The organism is Pseudomonas sp. RL_15y_Pfl2_60 (genome assembly GCF_963970595.1).
Classification (GTDB): Bacteria; Pseudomonadota; Gammaproteobacteria; order Pseudomonadales; family Pseudomonadaceae; genus Aquipseudomonas.
The window spans coordinates 116,809-130,023 of the sequence record NZ_CAXAOE010000008.1 but is presented as its reverse complement, the minus strand read 5'-3'; the positions used below and the strand labels follow the sequence as shown (position 1 = coordinate 130,023).

Sequence of the window (13,215 nt, the reverse complement as noted above, 5' to 3'; positions counted from 1 at the left end):
GGAATCGACAATGCCCCGCGCCATACCTGCTACCGCCATTGTGCTGCCAATCGCCCTGCTCCTGGTCGCCATGGTGTCTATTCAGAGCGGAGCCTCGCTGGCTAAAAGCCTGTTCCCGTTAATTGGTCCGGAAGGCACAACCGCCTTGCGCCTGGGGTTTGGCGCAATCATTCTGGCAATCATCATGCGCCCCTGGCAGGCACGCTTAAGCCTCGGTTCTTGCAAAGCATTGCTGGCTTACGGGTTGGCGCTGGGCGGCATGAACCTGCTGTTTTACATGTCGCTTAAAACCATCCCGCTGGGCATTGCCGTTTCCCTTGAGTTCACTGGCCCCTTGGCGCTGGCATTGCTTTCATCTCGGCGATTGCTCGACTTTGTCTGGGTGGCGATGGCGGTCGCAGGCTTGTGGTTATTACTGCCAAGCAATCAGTCCGATCAAGCACTTGATCCAGTGGGCATGGCGTATGCGCTCGGCGCCGGGCTTTGCTGGGCGATGTATATCATTTTCGGCCAAAAAGCAGGCGCCCAACACGGCAAGCATACTGCCTGCCTGGGTACCTTGGTCGCCGCCGCATTGGTTATCCCGATTGGCATGTGGCAGGCCGGCACTGCCCTTTACAACCTCGATTTACTGCCCATCGCCTTGGCGGTAGCGGTGCTTTCATCAGCCCTGCCCTACAGCCTCGAAATGATTGCCCTGACACGCCTGCCTTCGCGCACCTTCAGTATCCTGATGAGCCTTGAACCCGCAGTTGCAGCCCTAACCGGCCTGTTGTTTCTCAGCGAGCAATTGCACTTCAGCCAATGGCTGGCCATTAGCTTCATCATCCTCGCCTCCGCAGGTGCAGCGGCCACCATCAGGCCTCAGGTTAAGCCTATTGATTTGCAGGGCTAAGCCTTGGTCTGGCCTGACTGCGGATTTGAAAACTGCAGCTCAGCCAGCCGTGCATACAGCGGGCTGCTGTTGATCAACTGCGGGTGCGCTCCGATGGCCACCAGCTTGCCAGCTTCAATCACCGCGATTCGCTCAGCGCTTTTCACAGTTGCCAGACGATGTGCAATCACCAGCGTGGTGCGGCCATGCATTAACCGTGGCAGGGCTTGTTGAATCAGATGTTCGCTTTCTGCGTCCAGCGCGCTGGTGGCTTCATCCAGCAGCAATATCGGTGCATCAAGCAACAACGCCCGGGCAATCGCCAAACGTTGACGCTGACCACCGGACAAGCCCATGCCTCCATCCCCAAGATGAGTTTGATAGCCATCCGGCAGCTTCATGATGAATTCATGGGCGTGCGCGGCGCGTGCAGCCGCCTCGACATCGGCATGGCTGGCCGTTGTTTTGCCGTAGCGAATATTGTCTTCAACGGTGCCGAAAAACAGCGCAGGGTTTTGCGAAACCAGCGCAAAGCACTGCCTCAACTCACTCGGATCAAGCTGATCAATCGGCTGGCCATCAATCAAGATGCGTCCTTGTTGCGGATCAAAAAAGCGCAGCAGCAAATCAAAAATCGTTGATTTGCCAGCGCCAGAAGGCCCGACCAAGGCGACGGTTTGCCCCGGTTCGACCAACAAATCAATGCCGTCTATGGCAAAAGTGTCGAGCCGCGACGGATAGGCAAAACTTAGCTTTTGCAGTTCTATGCGCCCTTGAACCGGCTGCGCCAGACTCAGCTTATTGGCAGTCGGTGCCTTGATTTCATTACGCGCCTGCAACAACTCGGCAATCCGCTCGGCTGCGCCCGCAGCCCGTTGAAGCTCTCCGATCACCTCGCTGAGCGTGCCAAACGACGAGCCGACGATCAGGCTGTAGAAGACAAAGGCGGCCAGCTCACCACCGGTTATACGCCCGGCGATTACATCCATTCCGCCAACCCAGAGCATCACCCCGACAGCGCCAAGCACCAAGACAATCACCACGGTAATCAACCATGCGCGCTGGGCAATTCGCTGGCGAGCCGTGTCGAATGCAGCCTCGGCAGAAATGGCGAAACGGCGTATGTCTTCGTGCTGGTGGTTATAGGCCTGAACTGTTTTGATCTGGCCAAGTACCTCGGCCACGTAGCTGCCAACATCGGCCACCCGGTCCTGGCTCTGGCGCGACAGTGCGCGCACGCGACGACCAAAGACAAGAATGGGCGCAACCACCAGCGGCAGCGCGACCAAGACGATACCGCTGAGCTTTGGATTCGTGATAATCAGCAAAATCACGCCGCCGATCATGATGATCAGGTTACGCAGCGCCATGGACAAAGACGAGCCAATGACCGACTGCAGCAAGGTTGTGTCAGCTGTCAGGCGCGATTGAATCTCGGAACTGCGGTTACTTTCATAAAACCCGGGATGCAGGGTAATCAGATGGTCGAACACACGCTTGCGAATATCGGCAACCACCCGTTCACCCAACCAGGACACCAGGTAGAAGCGCGTGTAGGTGCCAACAGCCAGCGCCAGCACCAAGACGAAGAACAAGCCAATCGAATGCTCCAACGCCTCCCGCGATTGGGTGGCCAGCCCCTGATCCACCAGCAGCTTGATACCCTGGCCCATGGAAAGCGTAATAGCCGCGGTAAACATCAGCGCCAGCAAGGCCCCGAATACCCGAGCGCGATAAGGCGAAATAAAGCGCCAGGCCATGCGCAGTGCATTGCGTTGATGTGAAGACAGGATCGAAAGCATAAAGGCTCGCTGGGGCGTTAACGCCGGTTAATGAGGACGCGATTAAGGCGTTTGCGCCCGCCAGGCCACCCAGCACAAGGCCAGGGCGGCGAGATTGGTCGACAGCGTATTAAATGCCTGCATAAGTAGATGGGGGCTAAAGAGGGCCACATCAAGCAGCAAACCAATCAGCAGCGCAGCCGCCAGCAGCAATGGCCAGCGCTGGCGTCGCCACAGCAGCAACAGACCCAGGGTTATTTCCGCCAAGCCGGCGATACGGGCCACCCATTCGGGGGCTGGCAAACCATGGGCCTGGATCATCGCCAGTTCATCCGGGCTTAGCCAGAGGATCTTCGGCACCAAGCCGTGCCAGATAAACACCAGCGCCAGGGCGATACGCGCTAGCCAGGCGATCTGCAGTAAACGAGGGTCATTCACCCAAGAAACGCCGGGCGTGGTCGGCGCTTGGCAGCAGACACTGATCATAACGGCCAAACAGCCGATAGCGATTCAGGGCAACGCGGTCATAGCACCAGTCACGTATGGGCCGTGGAATCAGTCGCAAGCATTTCAAATACCGCCAAGGCCTTGGCAGCTGGGCGACGATACATAGCACTGCATCCGAACGCAGCAGCATCTGGTCATTCTCGATCAACGCCATGCTGTCAAAATGATCCAGGGGCAAACCGCCCCATTCCAGTAATGCCTGGCCTTCCTTCGACTGAACCGAAGCCAGGCGAAAGTGTTGCTCAATATCGTGGCGAATCAAAAAATTCGCCCAGCCGTTACACAGCTTGCACACACCATCAAACAACACCACGCGCTCGCCCGGCTGGATAAAAGGGGGTGGCATGTGCAACTCCTCTGCGCAGCCCTCAGGCCTTGGGAATACGGTAGTGGCCAGTAATTTTGAAATTGAACAGGATGTCTTCTTCCTGGGTGCCGCGGCCAATATTGTGCAATACCAGGGGCACGCCACTGCTCGCCTGGCGATCGCTGATAATGCCAATATGGGCCAGGCCAGCGCCCAAATCCCAAGTGACGATATCGCCGGGGCGATAGTTTCCGGCATGCTGATCAAGCGGCAACGCCCACCCCTGGCGCTTGAACCAGGTCATCAAATTGGGTACGCGCCGGTGGTCGATATTGCTATCGGGGCGGCTCAACCCCCAATGCTTCGGATACTGACCAAAGTTGGCACGCATGTCCTGATGCACTGCCCGCTGAAGGTCTAGCCCTTGGGTGCGCAGCGCACGAATCAGTACATCGGTGCACACACCTGTATTAAGTGGCACATCGCCATTGGGATAGGCCAGACGGCGATAGGCAGGGTCATAACTAAGCGTCACGCCCACCTGCTGGCGCGCAGCCAGCACCAGTTTCTCCGCCTCGACGGCTTGCGCAGCAAATGCGAGTAGCCAGATCAGCAACAGACTCACAACCCGCATCACGACCTCCTATCGACTTAGGGGATAGAGCAACTCTTCCTTGTAACCGGCCCACACCCGCACGGCATCGGGAAAGGCATCATCCAGCGCGATGTCGCCGCTGTCCACCAGCAACGGACGACCTTGCAGTGTGCCGAGCTTGCGCTTGGTAGCGACCACTCGCAGGTGTTCAAGACCGATGGCACGAAGCACTCTTGGACTGATCTGCTGGTTGCCACGGCCGATAATATGACCCTGGCCGCCAATGGCAGTCACCAATAGGCGCGCCGGGTGATCAGCCACCAACGCGTACAACTGCGCCTCGGTGACGTCGCTGGCCAGCAACTGGCCATTTTCGATTACATCCACGCCCAGCAACGTGGTGTCCAGGCCCAGGTTCTGCGCCAGACCATGCAGGGTTGAGCCGGGCCCGAAGACATAACGCACATCGCTTTCCCAACTGTCCTGCAGCCAATCGGCCAGATCACCCAGCACCAACTCTTCGGACTCCACACCGCCCTGCTTGACCTGCTGCACATAACCACCCTCTTCCGGCACGCTCAACTCACCGTACCAGCGTGCAGTCACCCGTCCCTCACGCAGCGCAGACTCATCAATGTCGCGCACCTCGCCACTGGCCAAGCGCACCAAACCACCTGTTACCAATCGAGCGGTTAACTCGCCCGCCGCTCGTGGACTGATGGCATAGACCCCAGACTGGATCTTCACCCCAGCTGGAATCCCCAGCACTGGCTGGCCTTCGCACACAGCAGCGCAGATATCCCGCGCAGTCCCGTCACCACCAGCAAATAGAATCAAGGCCACACCAGCTTCCTGCAACAGCTCCACGGCCTTACGCGTATCCGCGGCCGTCGTTTGCTGCGCTATAGCGCCGATCACACGATGAGTGAACCCCATGTCAGCCAGCAAATCGGCGCCCATGCTGCCCGGAAAGGTTACAAACTCAACCCGGTCCTTAAGCTCGACCAAACAATCCAGAGCAGTACGTGTACGCAGCGCAGCTTTTGGCTCAATGCCAAGCGCCAGTGCCTGTTCTGCAACGCCATCACTGCCCTTGAGACCTGCAGGGCCGCCAAGGCCGGCGAGCGGGTTAATAATTAACCCGATGTGAAAGCGTGACATACAAGAACTCCAAAATAATCCGATAATTTAGCCAAATTATTGCTTCCCGACTTTCCAAGTGCCGGGCTTTTTTGGCAGAGTAATCCTACGTGAAAGCCCGACTGCATGCAGTGCCGTCAAAATGGCCATGCAGGAGTTGCAGTTTCAACCAGACGTTGCGCTGAGGAGACCGACCATGAGCAACTCAAATCCGCCCAAGCAAAGTGGCAACACCTCGGTTAATCCTGACAAACCCGTCGGCGGTGCCATCATCGACGAGCAAGGTCGTGAAGTCGAGATCACCGAACACATGATCCAGGATGCTTGCGAAGAACTTGAAAAAAGCCGCGCGGCCAACCAAGGCAAAGACTGAGTCCAGCGCAGTAACCGCGCTGGCTCGCCTAGGAATCATCTGAAAAAGGTAGCGAGCGAAGGGAGTGCAAGGCGCAACGACCAACGGGAGTAACAGCCAAAGGCTGGCCCGGAGGGCGAGCGCCAGCGAGTCAAAGATGCGAAAAAGCGACCGGGGTCGCGCTCGACTTTAGTTGACCTAAATGAGCATTTGATTCGCGTTGCTCACCCCTTCGGGGCCGCACTGAAGTGCGTTCAGCCTAAAGGCTGTGAGCAGCTTTTCAACGCAGTAATACCTAGCGCGTTACCACACCCAGCGCCTTTAACGTCTGCACAAGCTCTGGCGAAGGCGGGCCTGCGAAACTGACCTCAAGGCCGGTAATTTCGCGGCGCATCGGATAGTGCTTGCGCAGCGCATCAAACGCCAAGCGCTGTTGCGCGTTATTGGCGAACAGGCTCCTGCGAAAATCTGCATCATCACGGCGAGGGTCGTAGACCGCACGGCAAACGCTGGTGATCAACCAGTCGCGCTGCACCGAGGCATCGAAATGCATCTGCGCCAGCCACGCCGGCGGCGTTAAATCGTCCAGTCGATGCTGTTCAGGTTGTCCCAGAAACTCGCACAATGCGCTGTAAATCTGCGCGGTACCACGCAACTTGCCATCAAGGCTGTAGCCTGCAATATGCGGCGTCGCAATCCGGCACAATGCCGCCAGTTCAGCGTCGACACTTGGCTCCGCCTCCCAGACATCCAGCACCGCACGCAAGTCTTCACGTTGCACCAGCAGCTGGCGCAGCGCCGCATTATCAATCACCGGGCCACGACTGGCATTGATAAGCCAGGTATCGGGCTTTAACTGGGCAAGATTTTCGGCATTGAACAAGTGGTGGGTCGGATACTCGCCAGCTTGATCCAGAGGTGTGTGCAGGCTGATCACATCACAGTCACTGATGATGTGCTGCAGGCTTACAAAATCCCCGTCCTCAATGGACTGTCGCGGCGGATCACAGACCAGAACCGTCCAGCCCAGCCCTTGCAGCACCGTCTGCAGACGGCTACCAACTTGCCCTGCACCGACAATACCGTAGGTACGTTTGGAGAGATCAACCGCCTGATCTTCGGCAAGCACCAATAGACTCGACAAAACATAATCGACAACACCACGGGCGTTGCAACCCGGAGCGCTGGACCAGGCAATATTGGCTTGCTGGAAATAATCGAGATCGAGGTGGTCGGTGCCAATGGTGCAGGTACCGACGAAGGATACCGGGCTGCCTTGCAGTAATTGCTGGTTGACCTTGGTGACCGAGCGCACCAGCAGCACATCGGCGCTGGCAACCGCAGCGGCGTCAATCGAACGCCCTGGCAGGCGTGTGATGGACCCAAAATCTGCAAAAAACTCATCAAGCAGCGGGATGTTTTCATCTGCAACAATTCGCATGGCGTGGCTCCACGGGACAAGCCTGCATTCTAACAGCAAGGTGCTGGTATTCATTCGCTGATGCTCGGCAAATCAATTGTTACAACGCCCTGCGCAATTAACCTGACTGTTCCCAGAAAAACAGACGATTACAGTCTTTCCTGACTGAAAGGTCAGAGCGTATACTGCGCGGTTTTACGAGAGCATCAGCTATGTCTGCCACCACAGTCGCTGCAACACGAGCTCAACGCGTAAGCCGCGAACTTCGTAGTTTGCTGATGCTCGCCACGCCAATCATCGTCGCCCAACTAGCGCATACCGCCATGGGCTTCGTCGATACCCTGATGGCTGGACGCGTAGGCCCGCATGACTTGGCTGCTGTGGCATTGGGCAACTCGATCTGGGTGCCGGTTTTTCTGCTGATGACTGGTATTTTATTGGCAACCACACCCAAAGTTGCCCAGCGTTATGGCGCCGGTGACGAATCCAGCATCGGCCCATTGGTACGCCAGGCTCTGTGGCTGGCGGTGGTGGTCGGCGGCGGTGCAGCGGCGCTGCTCTGGAATGCCGAAATCGTGCTGCACAGCATGAACGTTGAGCCCGACTTGATCGAACCATCGATGGGCTATCTGCGCGCAGTGGCTTGTGGCTTTCCTGCGGTAGCGCTTTATCACGTGCTGCGCTGTTTCAGTGACGGTCTTGGGCATACCCGACCCAGCATGGTGATTGGCATCTTCGGGCTGATGCTCAACATTCCGCTCAACTACATTTTCATCTACGGCAAGTTCGGCTTACCGGCCATGGGTGGCGTCGGCTGTGGTTGGGCGACCGGCCTGGTCATGACCTTTATGTTTGTGTGCATGCTGGTATGGGTCAAGTGGGCGTCCTTTTACAAATCAAGCGAGCTGTTTAAGCGCTTTGAGTGGCCGCAGTGGTCGGTCATCAAACGCCTGCTTTCAATTGGCTTGCCGATAGGCATCGCGGTATTCGCCGAATCGAGTATTTTTGCGGTGATCGCCCTGTTGATCGGCGGTCTTGGTGCAACAGTGGTTGCAGGTCACCAGATTGCCCTGAACTTCAGCTCACTGGTATTTATGATTCCCTACTCGTTGGGCATGGCCGCTACTGTTCGCGTCGGTCAAGCGCTGGGCCGCCACGACCCGCGAGGCGCGCGCTTTGCCGCTGGTGTCAGCATGGCGACAGCACTGGCTTATGCCTGCTGTTCGGCAACCCTAATTTTGCTGCTACGCGAGCAGATCGTCAGCATCTACACCCCAGATCCGACTGTGATTGCACTGGCGTCCATGCTGATTGTCTACGCCGCGCTGTTCCAACTGTCGGATGCGATTCAGGTCACCGCCGCAGGCGCCCTGCGCGGCTACCAGGACACACGCGTGACCATGCTGCTGACTCTGTTTGCCTATTGGGGTATTGGCCTGCCGGTGGGCTACGCCCTGGGTTTGTCCAACTGGCTGGGTGAGCCTTCTGGGCCACAGGGGCTGTGGCAAGGCTTGGTGGTGGGTTTAACCTGCGCAGCCGTGATGCTGGCAATACGCCTGAGCCGCAGTGCACGCAAATATATTCGCCTATCTAAACAGGCTGGATAGTGCCAGCTTGATTGCCGACCTGCGCTCAATCAAGCTTGGTGCGAATCCAATACAGGTAAGCGCCGGCTTCTTCGGCTTGATCAAGCAAGTCATGGCCAAGAAACACACAGAACTTGGGCACGTCGCGACGCGTTGACGGGTCTGTCGCAATCACTTTGAGCAAGCTACCCGCCTGCAAGTCGCGCACTTTGTTGTGCAGCATCATTACCGGCTCAGGGCAGTTCAATCCACTGGCATCAAGTACCGCGTCAGGGGTAAGGGTTTTCGGGTCAGACATCGAAACACTCCAGATAGAGGCCGCTATTGTCGCGCAAAGCTGAGCCCGAGGTCACCTGTTGCTGACTACTTGCCCAGGCGACGTAGGTGGCAAGTAACTTCTTCACGGTCGTGATAGAGCTGCTTGCAGGCAATTGACACCTTGATTCGCCGCTCGGCAAAACCGGCCTCCATTCTATCGAGCAGCTTACGCACCTCGGCATAGCGCTGTTTCATGGGCAGTTTGAGGTTGACCACCGCTTCGCGGCACAAACCTTCGCCAATCCAGGTTTCCAGCAATGCTGCGTTGCGTGCGGGCTTTTCAACAATATCGCAAACCATCCAATCCACCGGCTGGCGCGGCTTGTAGGTAAAGCCATCGGCCATCAAATGCTGAACCAAGCCAGTATCCATCAAGCTTTGCGCCATGGGCCCGTTATCAATTGCAGTCACCAGCATGCCCCGCCTGACCAATTGATAGGTCCAGCCACCCGGCGCGGCCCCAAGATCAACACCGGTCATATCGCCATTGAGGCGCTCATCCCACTCGTCACGCGGAATAAAGGTGTGCCAGGCTTCTTCAAGTTTCAAGGTCGAGCGGCTTGGCGCCTCACGCGGGAACTTGAGTCGCGGAATACCCATCGGCCAGATAGCGCTGTTGTTCGCCTCGGCCAAGCCCACAAACACCTCGCGACCGCTTTTAAACGTCAGCAACAAGCGCGGCTTGCCCGGCTGATCAATCAATTTGCCCGCCTTGCTCAAGGCTTTACGCAGCGGCACTTCAAACTTCTTGCAGAAATTCGACAGTTCCTTGCCGTCATTGGTGTCGAGCACTTCGAGCCAGACACTGCCGCAGACCGGAAAGTCTTGCAGATGCTCAAGCAAAACGCTGATGCGATCCGTTTCAGGCAGGTCAATAAATACACCGCGCGCCCACTGCCGGGGAAAAATCAGCTGTTTAAAACGCACAGCCTGCATCAGCCGCTCGGCGCCGCCCTCTTCCGTGCAGACGAACTCCGCACAGGCACTGCTGGCTTTAGCCTTGGCGTAGCCTGCGACTTGCAGGTTGGCAGCATGCTCGCTGATTTCAGAACAGACTTCGTTTTCAAATCCGGGGCGGCAATGCAGTAACAAAGTATTCATCGGGGGTTCTCCTCAAGGCGCGCATGATAGCGAACTTGGGAACCTAGGGCTGTAAATCATGTCCAGCTTAGTGTCCTGCGAGGATTACAGCGCCAAGATCGCGACAGCTTTATGCTGATCAACACGCAGCTATTCCAGCTAGTAAACCGCGCGCCCGAGCCTGCTAAAGGTCTGAGCTGCTGCATCTTCAAATATCGCCGATAGCAACTTGATGTTATCGACCACCAGTGGCAGGGTAAAAATACGACTCTACAAATGGCAGGACACACCAGCTACAGCTAGCGTTTAAGCCTGCCTTGAAAAAACATTAAGTTCAGCCCGGCCAGCCGTGTGGCCATAGAAGGAGCTTTAAATGCCATCCCTAAATAGCCTGAACAGCCGCCAAAGCCTCAAAGTTGGCGACAAGACCTACCAATACTTCAGCTTGCCCGAAGCGGCTAAATCGCTCGGCAACATCGACAAGCTCCCCATGTCCCTGAAAGTACTGCTGGAGAACCTTCTACGCTGGGAAGACGATAAAACCGTCACCGGCGACGACCTCAAGGCAATCGCCGCCTGGCTGGAAAAGCGCAGCTCCGACCGCGAAATCCAATACCGCCCCGCCCGCGTACTGATGCAGGATTTCACCGGCGTTCCAGCCGTGGTCGACCTTGCAGCAATGCGTGACGCAATGAGCAAGGCTGGCGGCGATCCCCAAAAAATCAATCCACTTTCACCCGTGGATCTGGTTATCGACCATTCGGTGATGGTCGACAAGTTCGGCACAGACAGTGCGTTCACCCAGAACGTTGACATTGAGATGCAGCGCAACGGCGAGCGTTATGAGTTTCTGCGCTGGGGCCAGCATGCCTTCGACAATTTCAGTGTGGTGCCGCCAGGCACTGGTATCTGCCACCAAGTAAACCTTGAATACCTGGGCCGTACGGTTTGGACCAAGGAAGAAGATGGCCACACCTTTGCCTTTCCTGACACCCTTGTCGGCACCGACTCACACACGACCATGATCAACGGTCTTGGCGTATTGGGCTGGGGCGTAGGCGGTATCGAAGCCGAAGCGGCCATGCTTGGCCAGCCGGTTTCGATGCTGATCCCCGAAGTCATCGGCTTCAAGCTCACCGGCAAGCTAAAAGAAGGCATTACCGCGACCGACCTGGTACTCACTGTCACGCAAATGCTGCGCAGCAAGGGCGTGGTCGGCAAGTTCGTTGAATTCTATGGTGACGGCCTGGCTGAGCTGCCACTGGCCGATCGCGCAACCATTGCCAACATGGCACCCGAATACGGCGCAACCTGTGGCTTCTTCCCGGTGGATGAAATCACTTTGGGTTACCTGCGCCTGTCTGGTCGCCCGGACGATACCGTGGCGCTGGTCGAGGCCTACTCCAAGGCTCAAGGCCTGTGGCGCGAACAGGGCCAGGAGCCCACCTTTACCGACAGCCTGTCACTCGACATGGGCAGTGTTGAAGCCAGCCTGGCTGGCCCTAAACGCCCTCAAGACCGCGTGGCCTTGACCCAGGTGCACAAGGCATTTGACGACTTTGTTGGCTTGCAGCTCAAGCCCAACGGCAAAGAAGAAGGCCGCTTACTCAGTGAAGGCGGTGGTGGCGCAGCTGTTGGCAGCGATCACTCCACAGGTGAAATCGATTATGAATTCGAGGGCCAGTCACATCGCCTGAAAAACGGTGCCGTGGTCATCGCCGCAATCACCTCTTGCACCAACACCTCCAACCCAAGCGTGATGATGGCTGCTGGTCTAGTCGCGAAAAAAGCGGTTGAAAAAGGCTTGCAGCGTAAACCCTGGGTCAAGAGTTCATTGGCCCCTGGCTCGAAGGTGGTGACCGAATACTTCAATGCCGCTGGCCTCACCCAGTACCTGGACAAACTCGGCTTTGACCTTGTGGGTTATGGCTGCACCACCTGTATCGGCAACTCCGGGCCACTGCCCGCCCCCATCGAAAAGGCGATTCAAACTGCAGATCTGACCGTTGCCTCGGTGCTCTCCGGCAACCGTAACTTTGAAGGCCGCGTCCATCCCCTGGTGAAAACCAACTGGCTGGCCTCCCCACCCCTGGTTGTCGCCTATGCATTGGCCGGTAATGTGCGAATCAACATTGCCGAAGAACCCTTGGGCGATGATAAAGACGGCAATCCGGTGTACCTCAAGGATATCTGGCCAACCCAGAAAGAAATCAGCGACGCCATTATGAAGGTCGACACAGCCATGTTCCGCAAGGAATACGCCGAGGTATTCAGCGGCGACAAGCAGTGGCAGGCAATCAAGGTATCCGAAGACGATACTTACAGCTGGCAAGCTGACTCAACCTATATACAGCACCCGCCGTTCTTCGAAGGCATTGCCGATGCACCGCCACATATCGGTGATATCAGCAACGCACGCGTACTGGCATTGCTCGGCGATTCGGTGACCACTGACCATATTTCACCGGCTGGCAATATCAAAAGCGACAGCCCAGCCGGCCGTTACCTGCGCGAAAAAGGGGTTGAGCCTGTTGACTTCAACTCCTACGGCTCGCGTCGCGGTAACCATGAAGTCATGATGCGCGGCACCTTTGCCAACATCCGCATTCGCAATGAAATGCTAGACGGCAGTGAAGGCGGCAACACCGTGCATATTCCAAGCGGCGAACAGCTGTCCATCTATGACGCCGCCATGCGTTACCAAAAGGAAGGCACGCCCCTGGTGGTCATCGCTGGCAAGGAATATGGCACAGGCTCATCCCGCGACTGGGCAGCAAAAGGCACCAACCTGCTCGGGGTAAAAGCAGTGCTGGCTGAAAGCTTCGAGCGTATTCACCGCTCCAACCTGGTTGGCATGGGCGTACTGCCGCTGCAGTTCAAGGACGGTCAAGACCGTAAAAACCTTAAACTAACCGGCAAGGAAACCCTGAAAATCAGCGGCTTGGATGGCGTTGAAATTCGCCCGATGATGAATCTTATTGTCGAAATCAGCCGCGAGGACGGCAGTAACGAACGCATTGAAGTGCTTTGCCGAATCGACACTCTAAACGAGGTCGAGTACTTCAAAGCGGGCGGCATTCTGCATTATGTACTGCGCCAACTGATCGCTGGCAAATAGCCTGACTAGAGCGCTCGGACATTATCAATGATTGTCCGGGCGTTCGTACTGCCAGCTATATTTGATTTAAATCAAACAATCTAAAGTTTGGTGACTTTTTTCCTAAATCACCCTCAACTTGCGCCGCTTCAGGCCGA

The 13,215-nt window shown here is 56.8% G+C and carries 12 protein-coding genes; 4 read left to right on the top strand and 8 right to left on the bottom strand.

The features are described from left to right. Positions 1-10: 10 nt before the first annotated feature. Positions 11-895 (top strand): threonine/homoserine exporter RhtA, encoded by an 885-nt coding sequence (gene rhtA / locus AACY26_RS20720; RefSeq protein WP_339516840.1) that lies wholly within the window; start codon positions 11-13, stop codon positions 893-895. On the opposite strand, the gene AACY26_RS20715 is transcribed toward rhtA, so the two are convergent. From AACY26_RS20715 to AACY26_RS20695, 5 genes are read right to left on the bottom strand one after another with little or no spacing between them, the layout of a single operon-like run. After that, the gene (locus tag AACY26_RS20715; RefSeq protein ID WP_339516838.1) at positions 892-2,676 is read right to left on the bottom strand and encodes an ABC transporter transmembrane domain-containing protein; all 1,785 of its coding nucleotides are present in this window, start codon (positions 2,674-2,676) and stop codon (positions 892-894) included. The genes rhtA and AACY26_RS20715 overlap by 4 nt on opposite strands. 42 nt (positions 2,677-2,718) lie before the next feature. After that, positions 2,719-3,093, bottom strand: a complete 375-nt coding sequence (locus tag AACY26_RS20710) for a DoxX-like family protein (protein ID WP_339516836.1) — start codon at positions 3,091-3,093, stop codon at positions 2,719-2,721. Next, positions 3,086-3,508 carry a thiol-disulfide oxidoreductase DCC family protein gene (locus tag AACY26_RS20705; RefSeq protein WP_339516834.1) on the bottom strand — a complete coding sequence of 141 codons (423 nt, stop codon included), beginning with the start codon at positions 3,506-3,508 and terminating at the stop codon, positions 3,086-3,088. The genes AACY26_RS20710 and AACY26_RS20705 overlap by 8 nt, the downstream gene beginning before the upstream one ends. A gap of 22 nt (positions 3,509-3,530) precedes the next feature. Further along, positions 3,531-4,103, bottom strand: coding sequence for a DUF1287 domain-containing protein (locus AACY26_RS20700; protein ID WP_339516832.1), 573 nt, complete (start codon positions 4,101-4,103; stop codon positions 3,531-3,533). A 9-nt stretch (positions 4,104-4,112) separates the two neighbouring features. Continuing rightward, positions 4,113-5,225 carry an ATP-NAD kinase family protein gene (locus tag AACY26_RS20695; RefSeq protein WP_339516831.1) on the bottom strand — a complete coding sequence of 371 codons (1,113 nt, stop codon included), beginning with the start codon at positions 5,223-5,225 and terminating at the stop codon, positions 4,113-4,115. A gap of 175 nt (positions 5,226-5,400) precedes the next feature. Between AACY26_RS20695 and AACY26_RS20690 the strand changes: the two genes are divergently transcribed. Next, positions 5,401-5,577 (top strand): PA1571 family protein, encoded by a 177-nt coding sequence (locus AACY26_RS20690; protein ID WP_339516829.1) that lies wholly within the window; start codon positions 5,401-5,403, stop codon positions 5,575-5,577. A gap of 274 nt (positions 5,578-5,851) precedes the next feature. Here AACY26_RS20690 and pdxB read toward each other — a convergent pair whose 3' ends face one another. Next, on the bottom strand, positions 5,852-6,997 hold the full coding sequence (gene pdxB / locus AACY26_RS20685; protein ID WP_339516828.1) for a 4-phosphoerythronate dehydrogenase PdxB: 1,146 nt from the start codon (positions 6,995-6,997) through the stop codon (positions 5,852-5,854). 191 nt (positions 6,998-7,188) lie between these two features. Between pdxB and AACY26_RS20680 the strand changes: the two genes are divergently transcribed. Further along, positions 7,189-8,583, top strand: coding sequence for an MATE family efflux transporter (locus tag AACY26_RS20680; RefSeq protein WP_339516827.1), 1,395 nt, complete (start codon positions 7,189-7,191; stop codon positions 8,581-8,583). Positions 8,584-8,608: 25 nt separating this feature from the next. On the opposite strand, the gene tusA is transcribed toward AACY26_RS20680, so the two are convergent. After that, positions 8,609-8,860: a sulfurtransferase TusA gene (tusA, locus tag AACY26_RS20675; protein ID WP_010490104.1), complete on the bottom strand. Its 252-nt coding sequence runs from the start codon at positions 8,858-8,860 to the stop codon at positions 8,609-8,611. Positions 8,861-8,925: 65 nt separating this feature from the next. After that, positions 8,926-9,981, bottom strand: a complete 1,056-nt coding sequence (rlmM, locus tag AACY26_RS20670) for a 23S rRNA (cytidine(2498)-2'-O)-methyltransferase RlmM (RefSeq protein WP_339516825.1) — start codon at positions 9,979-9,981, stop codon at positions 8,926-8,928. A gap of 352 nt (positions 9,982-10,333) precedes the next feature. Between rlmM and acnA the strand changes: the two genes are divergently transcribed. Then, a complete protein-coding gene (gene acnA, locus AACY26_RS20665) occupies positions 10,334-13,078 on the top strand; it encodes an aconitate hydratase AcnA (protein WP_339516823.1) in 2,745 nt (914 codons plus the stop codon). Positions 13,079-13,215 lie beyond the last annotated feature (137 nt).

What these genes read in the sequence shown, in the direction of transcription:
- rhtA (WP_339516840.1), top strand. Translation starts at nt 11, where the DNA reads ATGCCCCGCGCCATACCTGCTACCGCCATTGTGCTGCCAATCGCCCTG.
- AACY26_RS20715 (WP_339516838.1), bottom strand. Translation starts at nt 2,676, where the DNA reads ATGCTTTCGATCCTGTCTTCACATCAACGCAATGCACTGCGCATGGCC.
- AACY26_RS20705 (WP_339516834.1), bottom strand. Translation starts at nt 3,508, where the DNA reads ATGCCACCCCCTTTTATCCAGCCGGGCGAGCGCGTGGTGTTGTTTGAT.
- AACY26_RS20700 (WP_339516832.1), bottom strand. Translation starts at nt 4,103, where the DNA reads ATGCGGGTTGTGAGTCTGTTGCTGATCTGGCTACTCGCATTTGCTGCG.
- AACY26_RS20695 (WP_339516831.1), bottom strand. Translation starts at nt 5,225, where the DNA reads ATGTCACGCTTTCACATCGGGTTAATTATTAACCCGCTCGCCGGCCTT.
- AACY26_RS20690 (WP_339516829.1), top strand. Translation starts at nt 5,401, where the DNA reads ATGAGCAACTCAAATCCGCCCAAGCAAAGTGGCAACACCTCGGTTAAT.
- pdxB (WP_339516828.1), bottom strand. Translation starts at nt 6,997, where the DNA reads ATGCGAATTGTTGCAGATGAAAACATCCCGCTGCTTGATGAGTTTTTT.
- AACY26_RS20680 (WP_339516827.1), top strand. Translation starts at nt 7,189, where the DNA reads ATGTCTGCCACCACAGTCGCTGCAACACGAGCTCAACGCGTAAGCCGC.
- tusA (WP_010490104.1), bottom strand. Translation starts at nt 8,860, where the DNA reads ATGTCTGACCCGAAAACCCTTACCCCTGACGCGGTACTTGATGCCAGT.
- rlmM (WP_339516825.1), bottom strand. Translation starts at nt 9,981, where the DNA reads ATGAATACTTTGTTACTGCATTGCCGCCCCGGATTTGAAAACGAAGTC.
- acnA (WP_339516823.1), top strand. Translation starts at nt 10,334, where the DNA reads ATGCCATCCCTAAATAGCCTGAACAGCCGCCAAAGCCTCAAAGTTGGC.